The following is a 20,939-nucleotide window of genomic DNA, read 5'->3' on the forward strand; positions in this document are numbered from 1 at the left end:
GCTCGTCCGAAAACTGTTGGCCGGCAATGCACTCACCAAAACGATCAAAGCCCCTTTCGGGGCTTTGACTATTTTTATGCGATTTTGATGCCCGATCAGTGCCCCGGAGGCGGCGTAGCCGTCTTGACCCACTCGGAGTACCTCGTCTTGCCGATCCGCACCTGGCTACCGGGCATAAGGGAGTCCTGCTTCAGCAAAGCGCCGAAATAGCGGGTCTGATCATCGGCGATGACCTCACGCTTGTCGCCGATCTGCCGCATATAACGGGTGACGGCATCGGCAATCTTGATCGGTTCCGGACCGGCAATTTCGACAGTGGCGTTCAGCGGATTGCCGAGAACGACATCGACGAGCGCGTCGGCAACATCGTCCGAGAAAATCGGCTGCATCATGGCCGGCGAAAGGTGGACCTTGTCGCCCTGCACGCCGGATTGAGCGATACCGAACATGAATTCGAAAAACTGCGTCGAGTGAACCAGGGAATAAGGAATCCCCGATTCCTTGATGATCTTCTCCTGGGCAAGCTTAGCGCGCATGTATCCGCTCTCCGGCAGGCGTTCAGTGCCGACAACGGACAGAGCGACGTGGTGCTTCACACCGGCAGCCGCTTCAGCGGACGCGATGTTGTGACCCGCAGTCTGGAAGAATTCCATCACTGCCTTGTCTTCGAAAGACGGAGAGTTGGAGAGGTCGACCACGACCTGCGCTCCCTTCAGAACATCCGCAAGCCCCTCGCCGGTAATCGTATTGACGCCGGATGCCGGAGAGGCGGCAATAGTCTCGTGGCCCTTGGCCTGGAGGCGCTTGACGAGCTTCGAACCGATCAATCCGGTTCCGCCGATAACGACGATTTTCATAATCTGCTCCTTTTTGCTGTACCAAAGAGTTGAAAGAACGCTCCGCCGCGCAAGCGAGGCGGGGCGGCTGTTAGTTCAGACCCACTTTGTCCGTACCGGGCGCTGTGTCAGCAACCACAAAACCCATGAGCACCTTGAGAAGCTCAGGCGATTTCTCCGTAGAATGAATAGGTTGCGTCATCGCCCCGGTCCTGGATTCTTGTGGGATAGATGGCTGCCTTGGATCAGCGACCAGGATCTAAACCTAAGCGATTGTGGCCTGACGAATACCCAAACATACGTTGGGGATCTGCCTGAAACCCATGCGATTGACCGGAAATTCAGCAGGAAATGCCTGGCCAAACGGGCACCGGCTATGCGGCCTTTCTGGGCTCCCGCAAAGGATCGAGCCTTCACTCGAATGACCGATTGCTTCTAGTGCGGAACAATAGAGGCCTCAGCCCCGCTGAAGCTGCTCGACCTTGCGCACCAGATCCGCCAGGGAGCGGCACTGCATCTTGCGCATGAGGCTCATACGGTGAAGCTTGACCGTCATTTCGCTGATACCGAGCTGATAGGCGACCTGCTTGTTCATCAAACCGCTCGCCACCGCATGCATGACTTCCTGCTCCCTCGGTGTCAGGCTATCGGCAAGCGCTTGGACGCGTTTCAATTCTTCATTCGACTTGCGGCGTTCGTCGTCTATCCTGATGGCGTGATCGACAGCGTCCAGGAGAACCTGGTTGATGAAGGGTTTTGTGATGAAATCGGTCGCGCCTGCCTTCATTGCTCTGACGCTCGTTGGAACATCCGCGTGGGCTGTGAGGAAAATGAGCGGCAGCTTGCTGCCTAGTGCCAGGAGCTGGCTTTGAAGGTCGAGGCCCGACCCCCCTGGCATTCGCATGTCGACGACGATGCAGCCGGGCGCGTTTACATCAGCCCATTTGAGAAACTCGGAGCCGTTTGGAAAGGCTGATGCGCGCTTATTCGTGACCGTGAAGAGATCCACTAACGCGCTGCGCATCTCCGCATCATCATCGATGACGTAAACGACCGGCTCGGCGCTCTTGTCCGTCTTTACATGGACGTGTTGCATCGAATTACCTCTTTGGTATCTGAGAGATCCCGGCCTTGAACGCGCCTGTATCCCTCTGTTCTACCCTTTGTCGGCACTCGGTCACCAAACCATGCCAGCAGCTAGATCAAGAAAGACCGCAGCGTCAGCCTGGATGGTGCCTGCCTGCTCAATGAGACGCCATTCGGTACCATAGGATACGCGCCGGCGGACGGTACACCTTGGTTTACCATCGCCCGACCATCCATTCCGAGGTCTCCATGGTCGTCAAAACCGAACAAGACCGGCAGCAAAGGCTGCCGGCCCTGCCTGCTCGACGACGTAAGCCGGATGGGTTGGACGCTCGACTGCCATTTCGTTGGCCGCAGGAAGAAACCGGAAAAAGCCCTGCATTCATCATCTCCATCGTGCCCGGTTAACACGGCTCACGGATGCTCAGATACTGGCCGATGCAGCGCCTGACATCCCTAACATTGGTTTGCCAAACCTTGGTTTGCGTTGACCCTATCCCGCTGAAAGTCCAGCCTTTTCACCCGAGCAAATATCGAGGAAGAAGCCCGTGGCGGACATGAGACCTGTCGAGCAGAACGATGGCGCAGAATATGCGATCGTTCGTGAAGCGAACTGGGATTTTACCCTGGAGAAATTTGCCAAGGGCGAGGCGGTGTCCGGCGGTTTTCCGACGCGATTTGAGGCCATTGAGGACTGGCTTCGCTTCCTGAAGAGAGAGCGCGAGCAGCTTGACGCTGCGATTGCACGCGCCAACGAAATCCGGGTCGTCGAGCTCGAGAACTCCCACGGGCATTAATCCCTGGGAGAGGAGGCGTGAGCGAACGCACTCTGCCCTGCTTCGGGTCAACCCAAAACTTCGTTTTATCGATCCGTCCCCGGAAACAGCTATCCTTTCGGCATGGCAGACAATCTCCCCGGAGGCGCGAGATGAAAATTACGGTTGTTGGTGCGAGCGGTATGATGGGATCCAAGATCGTTCGCGAACTGGAACGGGCGGGTCAAACCGTCACTGGAGTGTCGACCAGCACCGGCGTCGATGCCTATACCGGCGAAGGACTGCCGGCGGCGCTTGCCAATGCGGACGTGGTGATCGATGTCACCAATTCCGGCTCATTCGGCGATTCAAACGCGCTTGGCTTCTTCAAGCAGGCGGGAAAGAACCTGCTGGCAGCAGCGAAGGATGCCGGCGTCGGGCACTACCTTGCCCTGTCCGTCGTCGCGACGGACAGGCTGGTGGAAAACGACTACTTCCGCGCAAAGATGGTGCAGGAAAATCTCATACGGGCCTCAGGGCTGCCCTATACCATTATCAGGTCCGCCCAATTCTTCGAATTTTTTAACGGCATCATCGATTTGGCAGCCGACGGCAATGGCTTCCGGCTGTCGCCCTCCCTGGTGAGACCGATTGCAGCGGATGAAGCGTCAACTTTGATATCCAGGATTATCGTCGATGCACCCCGCAATGACATCGTTGAAATCGCTGGCCCTGAATCCGTCCTGCTGGACCAGTTGGCGCGAGAGGTTCTGACGGCGAGCGAAGATCCGCGCTCGATTGCGATCGATCCGGAAGCACCATTCTTCGGTGTGAAGCTGGCGAAAACTACGCTCCTTCCCGGAGCTGATGCACTTGTCGGAACCGTGACATTCCACGAATGGCTTTCCCGATCGATGATGGCCGCCTAGCGGCAATGCTTCTGCATACCTTGCGGCTGGAACAAAAAGGAGGCGCAGAAGCGCCTCCTTTCTCCTTTGGCTGAAGCATCCGTCTCACACGCGAATTCCTGCAACTCCCTGCCGGCTCGGGGAGGCAATGGCCTGTTGAATTGCCCAGAGCGTCGCGAGTATCCCGAAGATCGCGGGCAGGCTCACCGCCGGGAAGTCCCGCAGGATCACCGACGAAGAGCAAATGCCGACAGCGACCTCCCAAAGATGGAAGGTGGCATGCGCGATCAGCCAGAGCGTCGCGCCGGCCCACAGCTCGACCCGCCGGCTCGGCTTCCAGGCACCAAAGGCAAATGCAAGTGCGATGAAGCCCTGGATGATGCCGATATCGCGAATGAAATGCTGGTTGTACATCCCCGTATCGGTGACGCCCGGGACAAAATAATACCAGCTTTCGGGATCGTAGAGCATGTAAAGGGCCAGCCAGCCGGCAAGCAATATGTTGAAACCGACCATGACGTAGACAATGAATTTCGTGACCTGCATCGCAACCTCCTTGGATAAGCGGGCCTCAAAATTAACATCCAAGGCTATGGCTTACTTCCCAAACCAAGGTTAGGGAGCCGAATGTGATAGGCCGCTGGAACGCAGAGGAAAACGGCTGGAAGTCGGCAGCCGGCGTCCTCGAGGCAGGACCGAAGCGCGCTATCAATCGGCGTGCCGAGAACGACCGCCGGTACATTCGCAATACGGCCGACACTTTCTATGTATCTGCACAGAAACGCTGCAGCGGCATCAAACTAAACAATTTCAAATTGTTTACCACTTCGGCCGCACCGATAACAGCTTTTGGGCTCCTCCAACGAGGACGGAGCCCATTCAACAACAAGATGAAGTTTTAGAGCTACTTGGCGGAAGCCGCGTCTTCGATGATCTTCGCAACCTTGTCGGGATGAGAAACCATTACGACGTGGGAGGCACCCTTGACCACGACGGTCTCCTTGGAGTGAGCGCGCTCTGCCATCCAGCCAAGAGCTTTGGCAGGGATGTTCTTGTCTGCATCACCGTAGATGAACCAGGAAGGAATGGTCTGCCACGCCGCACCGGGCGCTCCTTCGGTCAAGGCCGCTTCGGTGATCGGACGCTGGGTTGCTGCCATCAGCTTTGCGGTCTTTGCCGGCACATCAGCAGCAAATTGCTCATGAAACTTGTCCTGCTGGATGTACAGATCCTTTCCGCCATTTTCCAATGCCACCGGCTCTGCAAGCGTCGGCGCTAGGGTGCTGCCGGGGAACTTGCCGGAGAGGTCGGCGGCGGACTCGCCCTTGTCCGGGGCAAAGGCAGCAACATAGACCAGCGCTTCGACATTCTTCGTCTCCGCGGCAGCCTCGCTGATGACCGAGCCGCCATAGGAATGGCCCACGAGAACGACCGGCGTCTTTATGCCGGCGACGATACGGCCAACATAATCACCATCCGACTTTACGCTGCGCAGTGGATTGGCAACGGCGACAACCGGATAACCATCCTTTTCCAGACGAGCGATGACATCATTCCAGCTCGATGCATCGGCAAAGGCGCCGTGCACGAGTACTACCGTCGGCTTTGCGGATTCAGCGGCTACAGGGGCGGCAAGAACTGCCAGTGCGCCGAGTGCGAATACGGATTTCAAGATTCTATGCATCGGTTGGTCTCCTTTGTTACATTGCGCACAATTTAATATGACGCGATTTATATGTCGAGTCACTTTTTGTTCAACTGGTGACGAGCAACTGGATGAAGGACGCTTCGCACGTCAGGCCAGGTGCCGCGATCGACAACGTGAGCAGCCATATCGTTGTATCGGCGAGCGCTCTGCGGCAATCTAAACCTCCGTTCTACGGTTTTCCGATGAGTACGACACAAACACCGCCCATCGGCCACCTCAGGGGCTGCCTTGCCGATCGTCCCGCATTGTGAAGCTTTACCCTGACGCCGTCAGGCAAACGTCACCGTTCGATAAATCCAACCGCATGTTTGATTTTGCTTCTTCGCGCGCACTGTTCCCCGCCACGGTTGGCATGGCTCCGAGAGCGACTGACAAGGGATTGCTGCGGCTGGCATACGAGCCGGCCGCGCAAAAATCCCACGCCCCTTGCGTCAGGCCACGCACATGCCACCGTCGACGTGGAGTTCGATTCCGTTCACGAAAGTGCCCGCCGATGCAAGGAAGAGCGCGGCCTGAGCCAGTTCTTCGGGGCGCCCGAGACGTCCCGCCGGTATCAGATCCGCCATCTGCTGCTCGAACTGCGGGCGGTTGCTTTCGCTGACGCCGAGTTTTCCCAGGATCTCGGTCTCGACAGGACCGGGGCTGAGAATATTGACGCGGATCCGGCGCGATTTGAATTCGATCGCCCAATTGCGGGCAAATGCCGCGAGCGCAGCCTTGGTACCGGCATAAACAGTATGGTTCGGCAAAACCTTCGTCCCGGCCAGAGAACTCGTGACGATGATGTTTCCGCCATCGCGCATATGCGGAGCTATGGTCTGAACACCGAAGAAGACACCGCGCGTATTCACCGCAAAATGCTGGTCGTATTCGGCCTCACTGACCGTCTCTGACGCTGCGAGATTGATGATGCCGGCATTGGCCATATAGACATCAATGGCGCCAAAGCGCTCCGTTACCTCAGCCGCGAGCCGGCGATGGTAATCGATGCTGGCGACGTCGCCGCAAATTCCGATTGCCCCATTGCCGATCTCCCGAACCGCTTCGTCGACGACATCCTGGCGGCGTCCGGTGATGACGACCTTCGCCCCCTCCTCGGCGAAAAGCCGCGCCGTCGCTTTTCCTATCCCGCTATTGCCACCCGTGATGATGGCCACTTTATCCTTTAGACTTGGCATCTGAATTCTCCTTGTTGACGCGCAGGAGATAGCGAGTTGCATCGGCCTCTATTAGCCGGGTCCGAGGACAAGGAACTTTGCCTGGAACAGACAAATGAGCGGGCGCGGCCGATCGTCTATTGCGAAACCCGCTTTGGGGATGAACGCATCCAGTTCGTCATCCGGCGCGACGACATCCAGGCAGATCGGCAGCGACTGGCAGCCAAGACGCGTCTTCCCGTATGAATTGCTTTCGTTTTCCGCCGTATCGTAGGATAAATCCCGCTGCAGGCATTTCAGCCTGTTGAGACGCGAATGTGTCGCCAGGAGCAGGGGATGATCGTCAGCCGGAGCGTCAAGGCATTGCGCAAACGGGAACGGGCGCTCGCCGAACTCGTCGATAGGGTGCCGTCTCACATCTGGCGGCTGACGGCAGACGGCGAGCCGATCTTCTTCAACGAACAGATGATCGATTACCTCGGTCGGGATATTGCCGATTTACAATTACCGGGCATGAGCCGGCTGGATGCAATGATCGAGATGGCGATCCATCCGGATGACGCCTCGGGCTTCAGGGACGCGCTCCACCATTGCTTCGCCACAGGCGAAAGCTTTTCCACACGATATCGGCTGCGCCGCTACGACGGCATCTATCGCTGGATGTCGAGCCGCGCAGATTCGATACACGACCGGCATGGACGCATCAGCCAGTGGTATGGCCTCTGCCACGATATCGACGATCAGGTCCACGCCGAAGAGGCGTTGCAACGCAGCGAACGGCACCTTCAGCGGCTCATCGATGCCTTGCCGGTCCACATCTGCAGCTGGACACCGGCGGGCGAGCTCTCCTACGTCAGCAGGCGCTATATGCAGGAACTGGGCCTTTCCAAAGCGAATTTCGAGGAATTTGCACGGGCAGCGCAGGAACTTGTCCATCCCGAGGATAGCCCTGAGGTGCAGCGCAGGGCTGCGCATTGCATCCGGGCGGGCGAACCTTTCATGATGCGATACAGACGGCGCGGACCGGACGGTATGTTCCACTGGACGGAAGGCCGGTTCGAGCCCCTTCGCGATAGAAACGGTGCGGTCGTGGAATGGTACGGCCTGTCCATCGATGTCGAGGATCAGGTTCGCGTTCAGGAGGCCCTGAGCCTCGCCCAGCAGAACCTCGCGCGGGCAAGCCAGGCGGCGAGCCTTGCCGAGCTTTCCGCCTCGATCGCCCACGAGATCAGTCAGCCGCTCGCGGCCGTTATATCAAGCTCGGATGTCAGCCAGCGCTGGCTTTCGGCCGAACCGCCCAATATCGAACGGGCGCAGAAAGCAGTTGAGCGCATATCGGCAAGCGCACATTCGGCCGTCGAAGTCGTCGGCCGCATCCGCGCTTTGTTCAAACGCTCCGAAACGTCGAGAGATTACGCCGCACTCGACAGCGTGGTCAGAGAAGCCCGCGACCTCATGGCCGAGGAAGCGATGCGGCGGCGTGTGCGCATGGATATCGAGCTCGAGCGCGACCTTCCGCCGATCGCCTTCGATCGGGTTCAGGTCCAACAGGTCCTGATCAATCTTATCCGCAATGGCCTGGAGGCCATGGATTCTGCTGGTGATGACCGCGTTCTGCACATTCGCGCCCGCCGTGCGACTGATGCCGTGCGGATAGAGATCAGCGATCGCGGCCCGGGCGTCGAATTCCCCGATAGAATATTCGAGCCCTTCTTCACGACAAAAGGCCAAGGGATGGGAATGGGGCTGGCAATCAGCCGCTCCATCGTCGAATCTCACGGCGGGCGGTTAAGCGTTGAGCAAGCCGACCCACACGGAGCGAAGTTCGTCTTTACCCTGCCGGTTGAAGTGGAACAGGCCGCTCACGCATGATGACGACTAGCCTGCGCGATAGTCGCTGATCGCGCGCTCCAGCCACGACATGAGCAAGTCGGCATTGACGGGTTTCTTTAGAAAGGCGATCGCGCCCGCCTGAAAGACGGCGGCCTCGACGTCCTTGTCCCCGTGCGCAGTCATGATGATGACAGGCGGGTGGGATGGCATCCTGCTCAATGCCTGGAGCATCTCGACGCCAGACATTCCCGGCATTCTGACGTCGGCAAGAATGCAATCAACGAGCGAATAACCTTTTTCGTTCAGGAATCTCTCGGCCGACTCGTAGAGCTCGCATTCATAACCGGCCGCCTCGAGCAGGTCCTTGAGGGATTCCCTGAGATAGCGATGGTCATCAATGACAGCGACAGTCTGATTGGGGGAACTTGCCATTGCGTCAGTACAATTCTTCTTTTTCGGGCAATGAGCTAGGCGCCGCGCAGGTTACTGATACAGTTTGAGATCCGGTTTCAACATGTCAAATTTGCGGACAAGCTCCGCAAGGGAGCCTGCCTGCATCTTTTTCATCATTCGTCCCCGATGCAGTTTCACCATGATTTCGCTGATCTGCATCTCATGTGCAATCTGCTTGTTCATCAATCCGGCTGCGACATAATGCAAGACTTCCCGCTCGCGCGGAGTAAGCCTGGCTTCACAGTTTTGCACCTGGGCGCGGATAGCGGCCTCTTTCCGGTTCTCTGCATCCCGCCTGATCGCTTCGCCAACTGCGGCGATCACGGCGCTGCCGGCAAATGGCTTGATCAGGAAGTCCGTTGCTCCCGCCTTCATCGCCTTTACGGTCAGGGGGATACTTCCGTGACCCGACATGAAGATAATGGGCATGGTGTTGCCAGCTGCAGCGAGTTGGTCCTGGAAGTCCAGGCCACTGATGCCGGGCATCCGCACGTCCAAAAGAATGCAGCCTGCCTGCCCGATATCGCAGCGCTCCAGAAAATCCGAAGCACTCTCGAATGCGATGGCCTTCATCGCTACCGACTCGAAAAGGTCCACCAGCGAGGCCCTGACGGGGCCTTCGTCGTCAACGATACAGACAACCGGTTCGTCCCTCGTGCTGACTTGATCGATCGTCATGGCTTTCTGCGCCTCCAAACGACGGCTTTGCATATCTCCCCTACTGCCGCATCGCGGCCAATTTGACACTGCCTCGTTCCGCAGCATTCATGAAGGGATTCCCGTCCGCCAAAGGCCCACGTCGGACTTGCATTTGGCGACGCGGTAACCTGCCTGCCATACTACCACGCGGGGCCCATCACAAAAATACGCCAAGGGTCTAGGTTGGGCGGAAAGATCGATCCACAGGTCTGTCAAATTCTCTCGTAATTGCAAACAGGTAGTTCCGCCAGCTGCGTCAGGCGACCCAAGCTCGATACACCCGTGCAGAACTATCGCAAGACACACCTTCGTTGCCCCCTGCGCGCACCTTCGTATAACTCCCCGGCCCGCAAACCGCCTGTAAGCTGATCATGTCGAAGATCGATCAAAGGCAATGATCATGAGGCATGACCCAAGCTCTCAATACAGGCCCCTCGAGATGCCGAGGTTTCCGCTTTTGGTCATCGGCGGCCTGATCATCGGGATACTGGTGTATCTCGGCTATGGAGCGACATCGGCGCCCAAGGCGTCCGCGAAAATCTTCGTGCCGCTCGCGACATCCTCCTCATCGCAAGCCGAACCGAAGGTCGCATATTTTGTCGTGAATGGTGAAACGCTCGCCGTATCACTCCAGCATCGGCCGACGGCATTCAGGGTTGCATCCCGCTAGCTGAACTGAGGCGCATTTCAGCAAGGTATCGCTCCCTCAAGGGTAGAAAGCGAAGCCACAAGAAACCAGAAGTATAAAAATGCACTCCGACATATATATTTGGTTTAGTCACCCCCTCCTTCAATTTCCTCGCCTGTAACTGTATCCTCATGCAGTTCAGGGAAGCGGTATGTCTGCTGGCAGTGGAGGATCATGCATGGGGGTGACCACCTCCAAGGTGTCGAAAAGTCCGATCGCGATTTTGGTTGATGACGATGCGACCGTTTGCGCGGCTCTGGAGAACTTACTGAATTCGGTCGGCATCGACGCAATGACATTTTTATCGGGCCGGGAATTTCTTGAAGCAAAGCTGCCCGACCGCCCGAGTTGCGTCGTGCTGGATGTCCGCATGCCCGGCATCAGCGGTCTGGACCTGCAGCATCATCTAACCCGAAATGGCGTCACGACACCCGTCCTGTTTCTAACGGCGCACGGGGATATCGCAATGAGCGTCCAGGCGATGAAGGCCGGGGCGCAGGATTTCCTGACCAAACCTGTGCGGGACCAGACCTTTCTCGATGCCGTGTCCAAAGCCATTGCCACCGATGTCAGCCGCAGGAACGCACTGTCTGCGGCCGATCGATATGTTTCCCTGTTTGAAACCCTCACCGTACGCGAGCGCCAGGTTCTGAAACTGGTCGTCTCCGGCGAGGTCAACAAACAGATAGCCTTCTCCCTCGGGATCAGCGAATTTACGGTGAAGCTTCACCGCAGCAATATGATGAAGAAAATGCAGGTCAGTTCGGTGGCGCAGCTTTTCAATGTCTGGCAGGCGCTGCCTTCGCATGTTCGAATGAGCGATGGCTGAAATTACGCACCAGCGCTAGATCACGGAAAAGTAACGACAGCAAAAGCAAAGAGGACTTCCATGCAGTTGACATCGTCAAAAGAACGGATCGTCACGGCCATGGCTATTGGCGGCAGCGGCATCCTGCTGGCGGGGCTTTTCGCGGATCCCTCCGGCATTCTCGTCGCTATGGTCGCTATCTGGCTCTATACAAGCTGGCGCACAGGTCTGGCCGTCCTGCTCATCGGCTGTTTGCTGACAGCGGCTGTCGTTCTCTCTCCCGCCAATTTCGGCAACGACGAACCCACCCGGGTCGTCATGTTCGCCTGCTGCGCCACCGCGCTCTGGTTTTTCATCAACGTCTTCAAACCGCAGAGCCTCTTCGACCGCGTTTACAAGAATATCCAGCCCAATATCGAAGACATTCCCGGCTTCGGCTGGTCGGCCTATCCCGACGGCCGACTGCGCTTCCTGAACCCGAAAGCGCTCGACTTTGTCGGCGTGAGTGCCGAGGAAATGAGCAAGATCGCCAAGCTCGACAACCATTCATGGTGGAGCCTGTTCGTCCATCCCGACGAGGTCGAAGGATGCATGGCAAGATGGGAGCACAGTCTCAGGACCGGAGAGCCGATCTTCGAAGAACAGCGGGTCCGGCGCGCCGATGGAACCTACCGATGGCTGCGCGATTCCGCCATCGCGTCGCGTGACGAACAAGGCCGCATCACCGCCTGGTTCGCGACCTCGGTCGACATCGATGATCAACGAAAGGCGGAAGCTGCCCTCAGGGAGAGCCAGCAGCAATTGCAGCAGATGATCGATACGGTGCCGGCCCTCATCTGGTGCGCAAACTCCGCCGGCGAGACCTCTTATATCAACAAGCCGCTTATGCGCTGGACCGGGATTTCGCTTGCGAGCAACGATCCCGCGGACACAAAGAGGTTCGCGACGGCGATCATCGAGGCCATTCACCCCGAAGACCGAGCGCTATTCCAGAGGAGCCTGTCGCAGGCCTTTGAAACCGGCGAGCGCTTCGCGCTGAAATATCGGCAGCGGCGCTTCGATGGCGTCTATCGCTGGATCGACGGCAAAGCCGAGCCACTGCGCGACGCTGACGGTCAGATCATTCAGTGGTACGGCGTCTGCCTCGACATCCATGACGAGATGGAAGCGCACGAAGCAGCGCGTGAGCGTGAAGCGGAACTGCGCCTGATCGTCGATACGGTGCCGTCGCTGATCTGGCTCATGACCCCCGAGGGGCTCCCCTGCTACTTCAACAAACGCTTCTCCGAATGGGCTGGCCTCGATGAAGGCGCTATTCACTCGAAGACTCCGAAACACGTCGCCGCCCGGGAGGAGCTGGTCCACCCCGAAGACCGCGCCGCGGTCACAGAGGCATTCAGGAATGCCATTGCGACGGGTCAGCCTCTCAACCACAAAGGCCGGCTTCGCCATAGGGATGGTCAATACCGCTGGATGGATTCGCGCGTTGAACCCTTGCGCGACGAAAACGGCAAGATCATCCGCTGGTATGGCGTCAATCTCGACATCGATGATGAGGTTCGTGCGCAGGAGGCGCTGCGCCAGTCCGACGAGAGACTGGCAAGGGCACTGCGCGCCGCCAGCATGTCCGAACTTTCCGTCTCGATTGCGCATGAGCTCAATCAACCTCTGCAGGCGGTGGTCGCCAATGCGAACGCGTTCCGCCGATGGCTTAGTGCGGAACCGCCGAACCTAGAACGCGCCCTACGTTCCGCCGACTGGATCGTGCGCGATGCCGATGCGGCCGCCGAAGTGGTCAGCCGCATCAGGGCGCTGTTCGGCAAGACAGCCTATCCGCGCACTGCAGTTAATCTGAACAGTCTCATCGGCGATGCCTGCGAGCTGATTGCTGACAAATTGTCCTCCAACAAGGTAAAGCTCGACATCGAACTCGACCCGCTCCTGCCCACGACCAGTGCAGACCAGGTGCAGCTTGAGCAGGTCATGCTCAATCTCATCCGCAACGGTATTGAAGCCATGCACGATATTGAGCCTGGGGCTCGCATACTGAAGATCACCTCCAGGCTACGGGACGACGATACGGTCGAGGTGGAAGTCAGCGACCGGGGTGTCGGAATCAGCGATCCGGAGAGGATTTTCGAGGCTTTTTATACGACAAAGCATGACGGAATGGGCATGGGCCTTGCGATCTGCCGGTCTATCGTCGAGTCCCATGGAGGACGCCTGTGGGCGGAAAACGGCACTCGCGATGGCGCATCCATTACGTTCAGCTTGCCGGTACGAGAGGTTCAGGCCAAGCCGACACAGCGCGAGCACCATACCCGGCCGGCGGTCAGGGAGCTCGAAGCCTTGTCAGCATAACCGACGGCGATCCGGCAACGTGATTGTTCTTGTGGATGCCTGATTTCGGCAGGACCGTGCGGACTATCGGACGCCGTCGTGAGAAGCGCTCTGCATCATGAATTTATGGCGCCATTGACTGGGTGTCGTTCCGACGAAACGCCGGAACAAGCGGCTAAAATGGGCATGATCCGACAAACCGCAGGCAAAGGCGATGTCCCCCATTTCATGCTCGCAGGCGCTCAACAATGTTCTGGCGCGCTCGATGCGCTGCTGCATGACAAACGTATAGGGCGACATGCCGAAGCTGATCGAAAAAGCACGGCGGAAATGGCCGGGACTAAGTCTTACCGCGGCCGCCAAGTCGTCGACGCGAACCGGCCCCTCCAGCCTCTCATCGACATATTCCACGACGCGCTTGACCTGCCAGTTGCTAAGCCCGGTCCTGCGGCGGCCTCCACTCGCATTGCCCACCTCACCGAACTGGATACAATCTTGGGCATGGGCCAACTGGCGGTACGATGATACCGCCGAAATTTCTTCCTTCAACCTTATGTCGTGGTTCATCGGACCGCCTTATGCACCAGCCGGGATCGCCACTGATCAGATGAACTCCGAATGTCAATGAAATCTATATGGAAGAGGTTTAGCAGACTATGCCGGAAGGATAGGTTCCGAAGAAAAGCCCCAGCGCTTCTGATGCCCTTGCGCCGACTATAGCGCGATACGCGCATCGGCCAACGACTGCAGGATTTCGACGACGATATTCACGAGGATGTAAAAGGTTCCGAGAACGATGGTGACGCCAAGAACAGCCGGAAGGTCAGCGCTGGTCAGCGACTGAACCATATAGAGACCGAGGCCAGGCCATCCGAACACAAGCTCGACGATCAACAGATTGCCAAACAGAAGCCGGATCTGCAGACCGACCATTCCCAAAGCCGGCGACGCGGCATTGCGAAGGCCATGACGCAGGACGACCGCAGTCTCCCGAAGGCCCTTTCCTCGCGCGGTTCCGATGTAGGCCTGCTGCATTACCTCGCGCAGCGCGCTATCGAGACTTCGACCCACCGCGACGGCAATCGGCAGCGCCAAAGCGAGGGCCGGCAAAAGCAGATGGCTGATCGCATCGAGACTGAGATCGACCCTGCCCCCAACAAGCGCATCGATCAGATTAAAGCCGGTCGGGCCGCCGACATTATCCTCGCTCATCCTCCCCGAACCGGGCAGCCATCCGAGGCTGAACCAGAAGAAATAAACCAGAAGCAAGGACGACATAAAAATCGGAACCGAGCCAGCCGCAATGAGGACGAGCCTCAACCCGCCGGAACCGCCTGCGATACGGGGCACCACGGCGATAACACCTGCCAGCGCAAGACCGATGAAGAGAGCTGCCAGCGACAGTTCGAACGATGCCGGCAGATAGTGGCTTATATCGGCGGCCACCGGCTGACGGGTTCTTGCCGACGTTCCGAGATCGCCCTTCACAACTCGCGACAGAAATCGGCCGTACTGGACGATAATGGGATCATCGAGACCAAGCTGCTGGTGAAGCGCGTTCACCTCCGAAAGCGGCGTGAGCGGTCCTGCGATGGCGCGCGCGGGATCGGCGGGAATAACGCTTTGCAGGCAGAATACTGCGAAGCTCATAGCCAGGAGAACGAAGACAAGACCTGCTACACGTCGTATGAGGAAGGCCAGCATCTCCTAGGCTCCTCGCAACGCCATGCGAAGGCCGTCTCCCGCAAGATTGGCAAAGAGGCAAATGAGAAAAATCATAGCCGCCGGCAACATTGGAAGCCACCAATAGACGGACAGGCTATCAAGCGCCCTTGATGTCATCGCTCCAAGTTCGGGCGCGGGGGCCGGTTGGCCGAGCCCGATGAAAGACATAAGCGACATCGTCATGATGGCGGTTGCCACATCCAATGTCGCCGCCACCAGCAGGGCCGGAATGGCACCGGGAAGAAGGTAACGCAGCAGCAGGCGCGGGCCGCTGATGCCGGCAACCCTGGCAGCCGCAACATGCGGACGGGCGTTCAGCCGGCGAAGTTCATCACGGGATATGCGCGCATACCAGGGCCACCACGCGATGCCCATCGCAATCATCGTATTGGCAAGGCCCCCGCCCAACGTCGCGATCACCGCCAGCGCCACAAGCGTCGAAGGCAGGACCAGGAAGAATTCGGCCACCCATTGCGCGAGCATGTCGAGCCTGCGGTTGATAAGTCCGGGTATCATACCAATGCATGTGCCGACAACGAGGCTGATGATGACAAGGGCAAGTGCGGGCAACCATGTATATTGGATACCGAGGATGATACGCGAAAAGAGATCGCGCCCGATCTCGTCCGTCCCGAACCAGTGTTCAAGGGAAGGTGGCAGATAGGCTGCCGCGACGCGGAGCTGCGGATCGAACGGCGTTAGCCATGTAGCGAACAAGGCAACGATTGTTGTGGCGACGACCCCGAATAGCCCGATACGATCGATCCAGCCGGTTCGGCCGATAACGACGGACCAGCGCACGAAGCGCTCCTCGGGAAGGAACTCTGGAACGTTCATGCGTCCCATCCGCCTGTTTCTGGATGCGTACCCGGCGTCGCCGCCAGAATGGTGCACACCGATACGGGATTAAAGCCGGCAGTTATCGTGTCGGGATCTCCCTGCTGCACCACCCGCCCCTTATCCAATACAGCAATGCGGTCTGCGACTATTCTTGCGGCTGCCAGGTCATGGGTGACGAACAGCACCGCCATGCCAAGACGTCGCCTGATATCACCGAGAAGGTTCAGGGTCGTAGCAGCAAGAGACACATCAAGCGCGCTGATCGGCTCGTCGCAAAGCAACAATTTCGGCGGCACGATGATCGCGCGGGCAATCACTGCGCGCTGGCATTGACCAACAGAGAGGCTGGCGGGCAGCGAAGACATCAGGCTCTCATCCAGGCCAACCATCTCAAGTGCCTCGCCTACCCTGTGACGACGCTCAACCTTCCCGAGGCCGAGATGCCGCAGCCGATCGCCGATCTGCTCGCCGATCGAGAGCCAAGGCGTCAGGGAGGCAACTGCATCCTGAAAAACGACCTGTGGCGCCTCATCCGCACGGGAAATCTCTCCCCCGTCAGGTGCGAGCAGGCCGGCCGCAAGCCTGACGATTGTCGATTTACCGGCACCGCTTTCCCCAAGCAGGGCAACACATTCGCCGAACGCAACCGAAAGGTCGACCGATTCCAGCACCTGCCTCGACCAGCGACGACCAAAGTGGCCGGTGGACGTGAAGCTCTTGCTGACATCGGACAATCGCAGCACTTCCACAGGCTTCACGGTTGTCGTGGTTGGCCAGGCTTGCGTGGGGTGATAGTGAGCCGTGCTGGATTGGACCGAGCCGGGGAAGAAGCACGCGGCAACATGATCATTGGCCGAAAAAGGCACGAGTTCGGGCCGCCCGTTCAAACACTCGTCCCGAACGATGAGGCAACGGGAGGCATAGCAGCAAGCGTTTTCTGGATCGGCCAAACGCATGCGCTCGACCGGCAGGGTGGGCAGGGAGTGCAGGCGATCCGTGTCGAAATCCAACCGGGTGGCGAGCAGACCAGCCAGATAGGGATGGCCTGGATTTGCCAAAACATTGCCAGTTCTGCCCAATTCCAGAATGCGTCCGTTGTAAAGCACAAGCACGCGGTCCGCGAGCGATGCCGCAACCGTAAGATTATGGGTTATAAAAAGAACTGCGGTCCGCTGCCCGTGTGCAATCTCGCGCAGCAGTTCGAGGACCTGGCCTCGTAAAGCGACGTCGAGCGAGGTGATCGATTCATCGGCAATCAGCACCTCTGGCTGGGCCATCAACGCCATTGCGATCAGAACACGCTGACGCTGTCCACCTGACAGGCGATCCGGAAATTCGTCGAGTATGGCATCCGCATCCACCAGTCCGACCCGACCCAACCAATCCCTGATGAAGCTGCCGTCTCCACCGGCCGACTCCTTGAGCTGATGTCGGATTGTCATCGTCGGATTGAGGGCACTCATCGGATCCTGGGGAATTGCCCGCACGAGCGAATGACGCACCATACGCAGAACCCGCGGCTTTGCTCCCACGATCTCGATGCCGGCAACACGAATGGAGCCGTGGACCTTAGGCTCGCTGGAGACCGGCAGCAAACCCTGGATCGCCGCTCCGAGCGTGGATTTGCCGGAGCCGCTTTCTCCGACGATCGCAATGATCTCACCCGGCATTGCCTCAAAACTGATGCCATCGAGCACCAGATGATCGCTACTATTTCGCCGCAGGACGACGCTGACGTTGGTGACGGACAGCACAGCCTCGGTCACAACGTTCGCAACTCCCCGCAGATTCGATTGCGTTCCGCCATCAACGCCTCGCGCTTGAAAAGTCGATGCTGCCTCGCGGAAAGACCGAACGAAGGCCCAGATCTTTCAGTCCCATGAGATGGACCACCACATCATCGACATCCACGAGCGGGATGAAATGGCCGGCATCGAAATACATCTGCCCGGCCTTTTCATAAAGCGCATTTCGCTTGGACACATCCGTCACGGAAGCGGCCTCCGCAACAACTGCATCCGCTTCGGGAAGGACAATACCATAAAGGTTCAGCGGCGCTTCCTTCGTGAAGAATGCCTTTGCCTGATTATCAGGATGAGCCGCATCCGGAGAGGCGATGATCAACAGCATATCCGGAGCCGTCGGATCGCCCTTCATGGCATAGGCTGCCCCCGGCGGCATGATATGGGAAGTCGCCTTAACTCCGATCATCGATAGCTGCGCGATCATCAGGTCGGCGATACGCCCATAGCTCGGATTGGCGCTATAAAGCCCGATGTTGAGCGTGACAGGGCCATGCTTGGCGATAGCGGACTTCGCAGCATCGAAATCGGTCGGAAACTGCACCGGTTGCGCCGGCTCCAGCATAATGTTCGGAAAGAGCGATTTCGAGACATGGGCATATTGCCCGAAGGCATCGCTTGCCCACAAATTCGGATTGATTGCGGTCAGAACCGCCTTTCGCACCTCGGCATCTTCAAGCGGCGATCCCGGCTTAACGAAAGCCTCGAACTGCGTCATGCTGGGGGCGGATGTTATTTCCAGATCGGCCGGCAGGCTGCCGAGCTGTGCGAAGGGGTAATTGGTCGGTACGCCATCGATTTCGCCAGCCTTCAATTTGAGAATTTGCTGGCCGATGTCGGGGATAACGGGCAGTTCCACCTTGCTGAAATAGGGTTTGGCGCCCCAATAGTCTTCGTTGCGTGCGAGTACATAGCGTTCGCCACGCTTGAACTCGGCCAATTTGAACGGCCCGGTCCCAGCTGTATGGTCAGTCAGCCATCCCGTCGCAAGATCGCCCTTGGCATGATCAGATATTGCGGCCGGGCTGATGATTTTCGGCCCCCACGGGCTTGCAAGGCCATCCAGGAAAGAGGGCTGCGCGTGCCGGAGCGTGATGACGACAGTGGAACTGTCTGACGCTGCGATATCCGCCATGTTGGCGAGCGTGTAATTCTGCACAAAACCGCCGTCGCGGCGGCGCTTGAACGAGGTGACGACGGCATCGGCATTCAAGGCCGTGCCGTCGTGGAACTTGACGCCCTCAACGAGGTGGAAGGTGTAGGTCAAGCCATCGCCGGAGATCTCCCAGCTCTTTGCCAGTGATCCGACAATCCTGGTCGAGCCTGCCTCGTATTTGACAAGGCCCTCATAGATGTTGTCCAGCGCAGTCAATCCGGCGACTTCGAAACCATTATCCGGATCCAGGGTGCCGATATCAGACGAATAGGGAATCCGCAGGATATTTTCTGCATGACCGGCCGCGACGCAGATCAGCGATCCAAGCAAAAATGCAAGCAGGCGAAGACTGATAACCCGGTTGAAACGTGAGAATATCGAAGCGAACAAGATTATCGGCATTGAGTGATCCGTGATTGCGTCATACCGGCCGCGGATGGCGGAAGCGCAAGGCAGCTATTGTCCAGCGCGCAACCGTCATCGAACGCCCATCATCATCACAATCATAGCGGCGTGTTACTGAAAAGCTTTGAAGATTCCGCGCCATAAATATTTCTGCTTTCGCTGGCGAGGCGATGCCGCGGAGGCGTTTTCATCGCTCGGCGGTCATCCTCGTTTTAAACCCGACATCATGAAGATAGGCTTCCAATGCCGCCACGTCGCCCTGCGAGACGATCGCGCCGACATAACCATCCGGACGGACAAGAATCCGGTCACCTGACGCAACTTCGTAAGTGTCGCGGAACCGGTTCTCGTTGTCGATAAGGTCGCCGCCTTGCCCGATGCTGTGGATATGCAGTCCTTTGCGTGGATTGACGGCTACCGTCTGCACTTCAAATTCCAGCAGCGTCCAATGAGGGCCTTTAAGGAGGTCAAACAGCCGCACGGGCTGTCCTGCGGCGCCCTTCAACAGCGCGTCGGGAGCGCGGTTGCCGGCAAGGATGCGAGCCTGACGCAGGGGTTTTTCGAGCGACAGGCTCGAACCGAGATAGCCGATGTCCAGTTGCCGGACCTCACGGCCACGCCGAATTTCGCCGCGCTTCATGTCTTCGAGCAATCTGGTGGCAAGCCCCAGCATGTTCGCCGCGATCGGGCGGCGCTCTTCCTCATAGCTATCGAGAAGCGTTTCCGGGGCGCCTGATAGGACGGCTGCCAGCTTCCAGCCGAGATTGTAGGCGTCCTGAACGCTGGTGTTCAGACCCTGGCCGCCCGTCGGCGGATGGGTATGGGCGGCGTCTCCGGCGAGAAAGACGCGGCCGACACGATAGCTGTCGGCGAGCCGGGCATTCATGTTGAATGCCGATGCCCAGGCGACGGACTGGATGAGGACATCAGTGCGGCCGGTGCGTTCGGCAGTCAGCGCCGTAAGCCCTTCGGCCGACAGGTCGATGTCGCCTTCGAGAGGCACTGGTCCCTGCAGCTGGAAAGACCCTTTTTCCGTCAAGGGACAAAAGGATATCTGCGTCTCCATCGACCCCTCGTTGAAGCGATGCCAGACATCGCGGCTGAGGCCTGTCAGTGTCACGTCGGCAACAATGGCGCGAACGCCGAGCGTCTTTCCGGGAAAGCCGACGGCGAGCGCTTGGCGCACAAAGCTTCGGCCGCCGTCGGTGCCGACGAGATAGCGTGCGTGGATAGTCTGTTCTTCACCACCATTGAAAAACCTTGCTGTTACACCCTGCCCATCCTGTTCGAAGGCGACCAACGCGCAGCCGAACTCCGGAGCATGGCCGAGTTCGGCAAGGCGCTCCCGCATCGCCCTCTCCGTCAGGAATTGAGGCACAAGCAGAGGCATTCCGTAGGGTTCCGATGGAATCGGCTCACAAGCCTCGACGAGCGCGACATCTTTCACGCTGCCGTCGTCGTGATATTCGCGCTGATGCGGATAGTAACCGCCGGACGCAGCAATCTTGTCGACAATGCCGAGGTCCTCGAACACTTCCAGGGTTCGAGGTTGTATCCCTTTGCCGCGCGAACCTTGGAACGGATCATCCATCTTCTCGATCAGTCGGAAAGATACACCTCGCCGGGCGAGATCGATTGCCAGGGTCAGGCCAGCCGCGCCGGCACCACAAATCAATACATCGATTGCGTCATCTTCTGTCATTGCTGCCGCTCCTATTTATGTGTATTATGCACATAACA

The 20,939-nt window shown here is 58.3% G+C and carries 20 protein-coding genes; 6 read left to right on the top strand and 14 right to left on the bottom strand.

All coding sequences use genetic code 11. The features are described from left to right. Nucleotides 1-95: 95 nt before the first annotated feature. From AC1DM5_RS07055 to AC1DM5_RS07065, 3 genes are all read right to left on the bottom strand, one after another. Nucleotides 96-857 (bottom strand): SDR family oxidoreductase, encoded by a 762-nt coding sequence (locus AC1DM5_RS07055; RefSeq protein ID WP_477818544.1) that lies wholly within the window; start codon nt 855-857, stop codon nt 96-98. Between the two features lie 436 nt (nt 858-1,293). Continuing rightward, nucleotides 1,294-1,932 carry a response regulator transcription factor gene (locus AC1DM5_RS07060; RefSeq protein WP_477974794.1) on the bottom strand — a complete coding sequence of 213 codons (639 nt, stop codon included), beginning with the start codon at nt 1,930-1,932 and terminating at the stop codon, nt 1,294-1,296. A gap of 246 nt (nt 1,933-2,178) precedes the next feature. Then, nucleotides 2,179-2,304, bottom strand: coding sequence for a hypothetical protein (locus AC1DM5_RS07065; protein ID WP_477818546.1), 126 nt, complete (start codon nt 2,302-2,304; stop codon nt 2,179-2,181). A 166-nt stretch (nt 2,305-2,470) separates the two neighbouring features. Here AC1DM5_RS07065 and AC1DM5_RS07070 point away from each other — a divergent pair, with 166 nt between their 5' ends. Continuing rightward, entirely contained in the window at nt 2,471-2,719 is a 249-nt protein-coding gene (locus tag AC1DM5_RS07070; RefSeq protein WP_477818547.1) for a hypothetical protein, read from the top strand. A 131-nt stretch (nt 2,720-2,850) separates the two neighbouring features. Next, nucleotides 2,851-3,606 carry an SDR family oxidoreductase gene (locus AC1DM5_RS07075; RefSeq protein ID WP_477818889.1) on the top strand — a complete coding sequence of 252 codons (756 nt, stop codon included), beginning with the start codon at nt 2,851-2,853 and terminating at the stop codon, nt 3,604-3,606. Between the two features lie 84 nt (nt 3,607-3,690). Here the strand turns inward: AC1DM5_RS07075 and AC1DM5_RS07080 are convergent, their stop codons facing one another. From AC1DM5_RS07080 to AC1DM5_RS07090, 3 genes are all read right to left on the bottom strand, one after another. Beyond that, complete coding sequence (locus AC1DM5_RS07080) at nt 3,691-4,131, bottom strand: hypothetical protein (protein WP_477818548.1); 441 nt, start codon at nt 4,129-4,131, stop codon at nt 3,691-3,693. 358 nt (nt 4,132-4,489) lie between these two features. Further along, nucleotides 4,490-5,269, bottom strand: coding sequence for an alpha/beta fold hydrolase (locus AC1DM5_RS07085; protein ID WP_477818549.1), 780 nt, complete (start codon nt 5,267-5,269; stop codon nt 4,490-4,492). Nucleotides 5,270-5,724: 455 nt separating this feature from the next. Next, nucleotides 5,725-6,471, bottom strand: a complete 747-nt coding sequence (locus tag AC1DM5_RS07090; protein WP_477818550.1) for an SDR family NAD(P)-dependent oxidoreductase — start codon at nt 6,469-6,471, stop codon at nt 5,725-5,727. Nucleotides 6,472-6,507: 36 nt separating this feature from the next. Here AC1DM5_RS07090 and AC1DM5_RS07095 point away from each other — a divergent pair, with 36 nt between their 5' ends. Both AC1DM5_RS07095 and AC1DM5_RS07100 read left to right on the top strand, forming a co-directional pair. Further along, nucleotides 6,508-6,696, top strand: a complete 189-nt coding sequence (locus tag AC1DM5_RS07095) for a hypothetical protein (protein ID WP_477818551.1) — start codon at nt 6,508-6,510, stop codon at nt 6,694-6,696. Nucleotides 6,697-6,786: 90 nt separating this feature from the next. Continuing rightward, nucleotides 6,787-8,322, top strand: coding sequence for a PAS domain-containing sensor histidine kinase (locus tag AC1DM5_RS07100; RefSeq protein ID WP_477818552.1), 1,536 nt, complete (start codon nt 6,787-6,789; stop codon nt 8,320-8,322). Nucleotides 8,323-8,328: 6 nt separating this feature from the next. On the opposite strand, the gene AC1DM5_RS07105 is transcribed toward AC1DM5_RS07100, so the two are convergent. Then, the gene (locus AC1DM5_RS07105; protein ID WP_477818553.1) at nt 8,329-8,715 is read right to left on the bottom strand and encodes a response regulator transcription factor; all 387 of its coding nucleotides are present in this window, start codon (nt 8,713-8,715) and stop codon (nt 8,329-8,331) included. A 51-nt stretch (nt 8,716-8,766) separates the two neighbouring features. Then, on the bottom strand, nt 8,767-9,414 hold the full coding sequence (locus AC1DM5_RS07110) for a response regulator transcription factor (RefSeq protein ID WP_477818554.1): 648 nt from the start codon (nt 9,412-9,414) through the stop codon (nt 8,767-8,769). An 887-nt stretch (nt 9,415-10,301) separates the two neighbouring features. Here AC1DM5_RS07110 and AC1DM5_RS07115 point away from each other — a divergent pair. Beyond that, the gene (locus AC1DM5_RS07115; protein ID WP_477818555.1) at nt 10,302-10,952 is read left to right on the top strand and encodes a response regulator transcription factor; all 651 of its coding nucleotides are present in this window, start codon (nt 10,302-10,304) and stop codon (nt 10,950-10,952) included. A gap of 60 nt (nt 10,953-11,012) precedes the next feature. Next, nucleotides 11,013-13,292, top strand: a complete 2,280-nt coding sequence (locus AC1DM5_RS07120) for a PAS domain-containing protein (RefSeq protein ID WP_477818556.1) — start codon at nt 11,013-11,015, stop codon at nt 13,290-13,292. Between the two features lie 63 nt (nt 13,293-13,355). Here the strand turns inward: AC1DM5_RS07120 and AC1DM5_RS07125 are convergent, their stop codons facing one another. The 6 genes from AC1DM5_RS07125 to AC1DM5_RS07150 form a co-directional block, all read right to left on the bottom strand. Next, nucleotides 13,356-13,838, bottom strand: a complete 483-nt coding sequence (locus tag AC1DM5_RS07125; protein ID WP_477818557.1) for a helix-turn-helix domain-containing protein — start codon at nt 13,836-13,838, stop codon at nt 13,356-13,358. A gap of 147 nt (nt 13,839-13,985) precedes the next feature. Further along, nucleotides 13,986-14,975: an ABC transporter permease gene (locus AC1DM5_RS07130; protein ID WP_477818558.1), complete on the bottom strand. Its 990-nt coding sequence runs from the start codon at nt 14,973-14,975 to the stop codon at nt 13,986-13,988. Between the two features lie 3 nt (nt 14,976-14,978). Then, nucleotides 14,979-15,833 (bottom strand): ABC transporter permease, encoded by an 855-nt coding sequence (locus AC1DM5_RS07135; RefSeq protein ID WP_477818559.1) that lies wholly within the window; start codon nt 15,831-15,833, stop codon nt 14,979-14,981. After that, complete coding sequence (locus AC1DM5_RS07140) at nt 15,830-17,602, bottom strand: ABC transporter ATP-binding protein (protein ID WP_477818560.1); 1,773 nt, start codon at nt 17,600-17,602, stop codon at nt 15,830-15,832. The genes AC1DM5_RS07135 and AC1DM5_RS07140 overlap by 4 nt, the downstream gene beginning before the upstream one ends. Nucleotides 17,603-17,642: 40 nt before the next feature. Further along, on the bottom strand, nt 17,643-19,196 hold the full coding sequence (locus AC1DM5_RS07145) for an ABC transporter substrate-binding protein (RefSeq protein ID WP_477818561.1): 1,554 nt from the start codon (nt 19,194-19,196) through the stop codon (nt 17,643-17,645). A gap of 190 nt (nt 19,197-19,386) precedes the next feature. Continuing rightward, nucleotides 19,387-20,901: an FAD-dependent oxidoreductase gene (locus AC1DM5_RS07150; protein ID WP_477974796.1), complete on the bottom strand. Its 1,515-nt coding sequence runs from the start codon at nt 20,899-20,901 to the stop codon at nt 19,387-19,389. Nucleotides 20,902-20,939 lie beyond the last annotated feature (38 nt).

This window comes from Rhizobium sp. 01T437 (assembly GCF_056398505.1).

Bases quoted from the DNA above. Each gene is read 5' to 3' on its own strand.
- AC1DM5_RS07100 (WP_477818552.1), top strand. From the start codon at position 6,787: ATGATCGTCAGCCGGAGCGTCAAGGCATTGCGCAAACGGGAACGGGCG.
- AC1DM5_RS07120 (WP_477818556.1), top strand. From the start codon at position 11,013: ATGCAGTTGACATCGTCAAAAGAACGGATCGTCACGGCCATGGCTATT.
- AC1DM5_RS07090 (WP_477818550.1), bottom strand. From the start codon at position 6,471: ATGCCAAGTCTAAAGGATAAAGTGGCCATCATCACGGGTGGCAATAGC.
- AC1DM5_RS07110 (WP_477818554.1), bottom strand. From the start codon at position 9,414: ATGACGATCGATCAAGTCAGCACGAGGGACGAACCGGTTGTCTGTATC.
- AC1DM5_RS07130 (WP_477818558.1), bottom strand. From the start codon at position 14,975: ATGCTGGCCTTCCTCATACGACGTGTAGCAGGTCTTGTCTTCGTTCTC.
- AC1DM5_RS07135 (WP_477818559.1), bottom strand. From the start codon at position 15,833: ATGAACGTTCCAGAGTTCCTTCCCGAGGAGCGCTTCGTGCGCTGGTCC.
- AC1DM5_RS07125 (WP_477818557.1), bottom strand. From the start codon at position 13,838: ATGAACCACGACATAAGGTTGAAGGAAGAAATTTCGGCGGTATCATCG.
- AC1DM5_RS07115 (WP_477818555.1), top strand. From the start codon at position 10,302: ATGGGGGTGACCACCTCCAAGGTGTCGAAAAGTCCGATCGCGATTTTG.
- AC1DM5_RS07085 (WP_477818549.1), bottom strand. From the start codon at position 5,269: ATGCATAGAATCTTGAAATCCGTATTCGCACTCGGCGCACTGGCAGTT.
- AC1DM5_RS07105 (WP_477818553.1), bottom strand. From the start codon at position 8,715: ATGGCAAGTTCCCCCAATCAGACTGTCGCTGTCATTGATGACCATCGC.
- AC1DM5_RS07065 (WP_477818546.1), bottom strand. From the start codon at position 2,304: ATGCAGGGCTTTTTCCGGTTTCTTCCTGCGGCCAACGAAATGGCAGTC.
- AC1DM5_RS07145 (WP_477818561.1), bottom strand. From the start codon at position 19,196: ATGCCGATAATCTTGTTCGCTTCGATATTCTCACGTTTCAACCGGGTT.
- AC1DM5_RS07055 (WP_477818544.1), bottom strand. From the start codon at position 857: ATGAAAATCGTCGTTATCGGCGGAACCGGATTGATCGGTTCGAAGCTC.
- AC1DM5_RS07060 (WP_477974794.1), bottom strand. From the start codon at position 1,932: ATGCAACACGTCCATGTAAAGACGGACAAGAGCGCCGAGCCGGTCGTT.
- AC1DM5_RS07150 (WP_477974796.1), bottom strand. From the start codon at position 20,901: ATGACAGAAGATGACGCAATCGATGTATTGATTTGTGGTGCCGGCGCG.
- AC1DM5_RS07075 (WP_477818889.1), top strand. From the start codon at position 2,851: ATGAAAATTACGGTTGTTGGTGCGAGCGGTATGATGGGATCCAAGATC.
- AC1DM5_RS07080 (WP_477818548.1), bottom strand. From the start codon at position 4,131: ATGCAGGTCACGAAATTCATTGTCTACGTCATGGTCGGTTTCAACATA.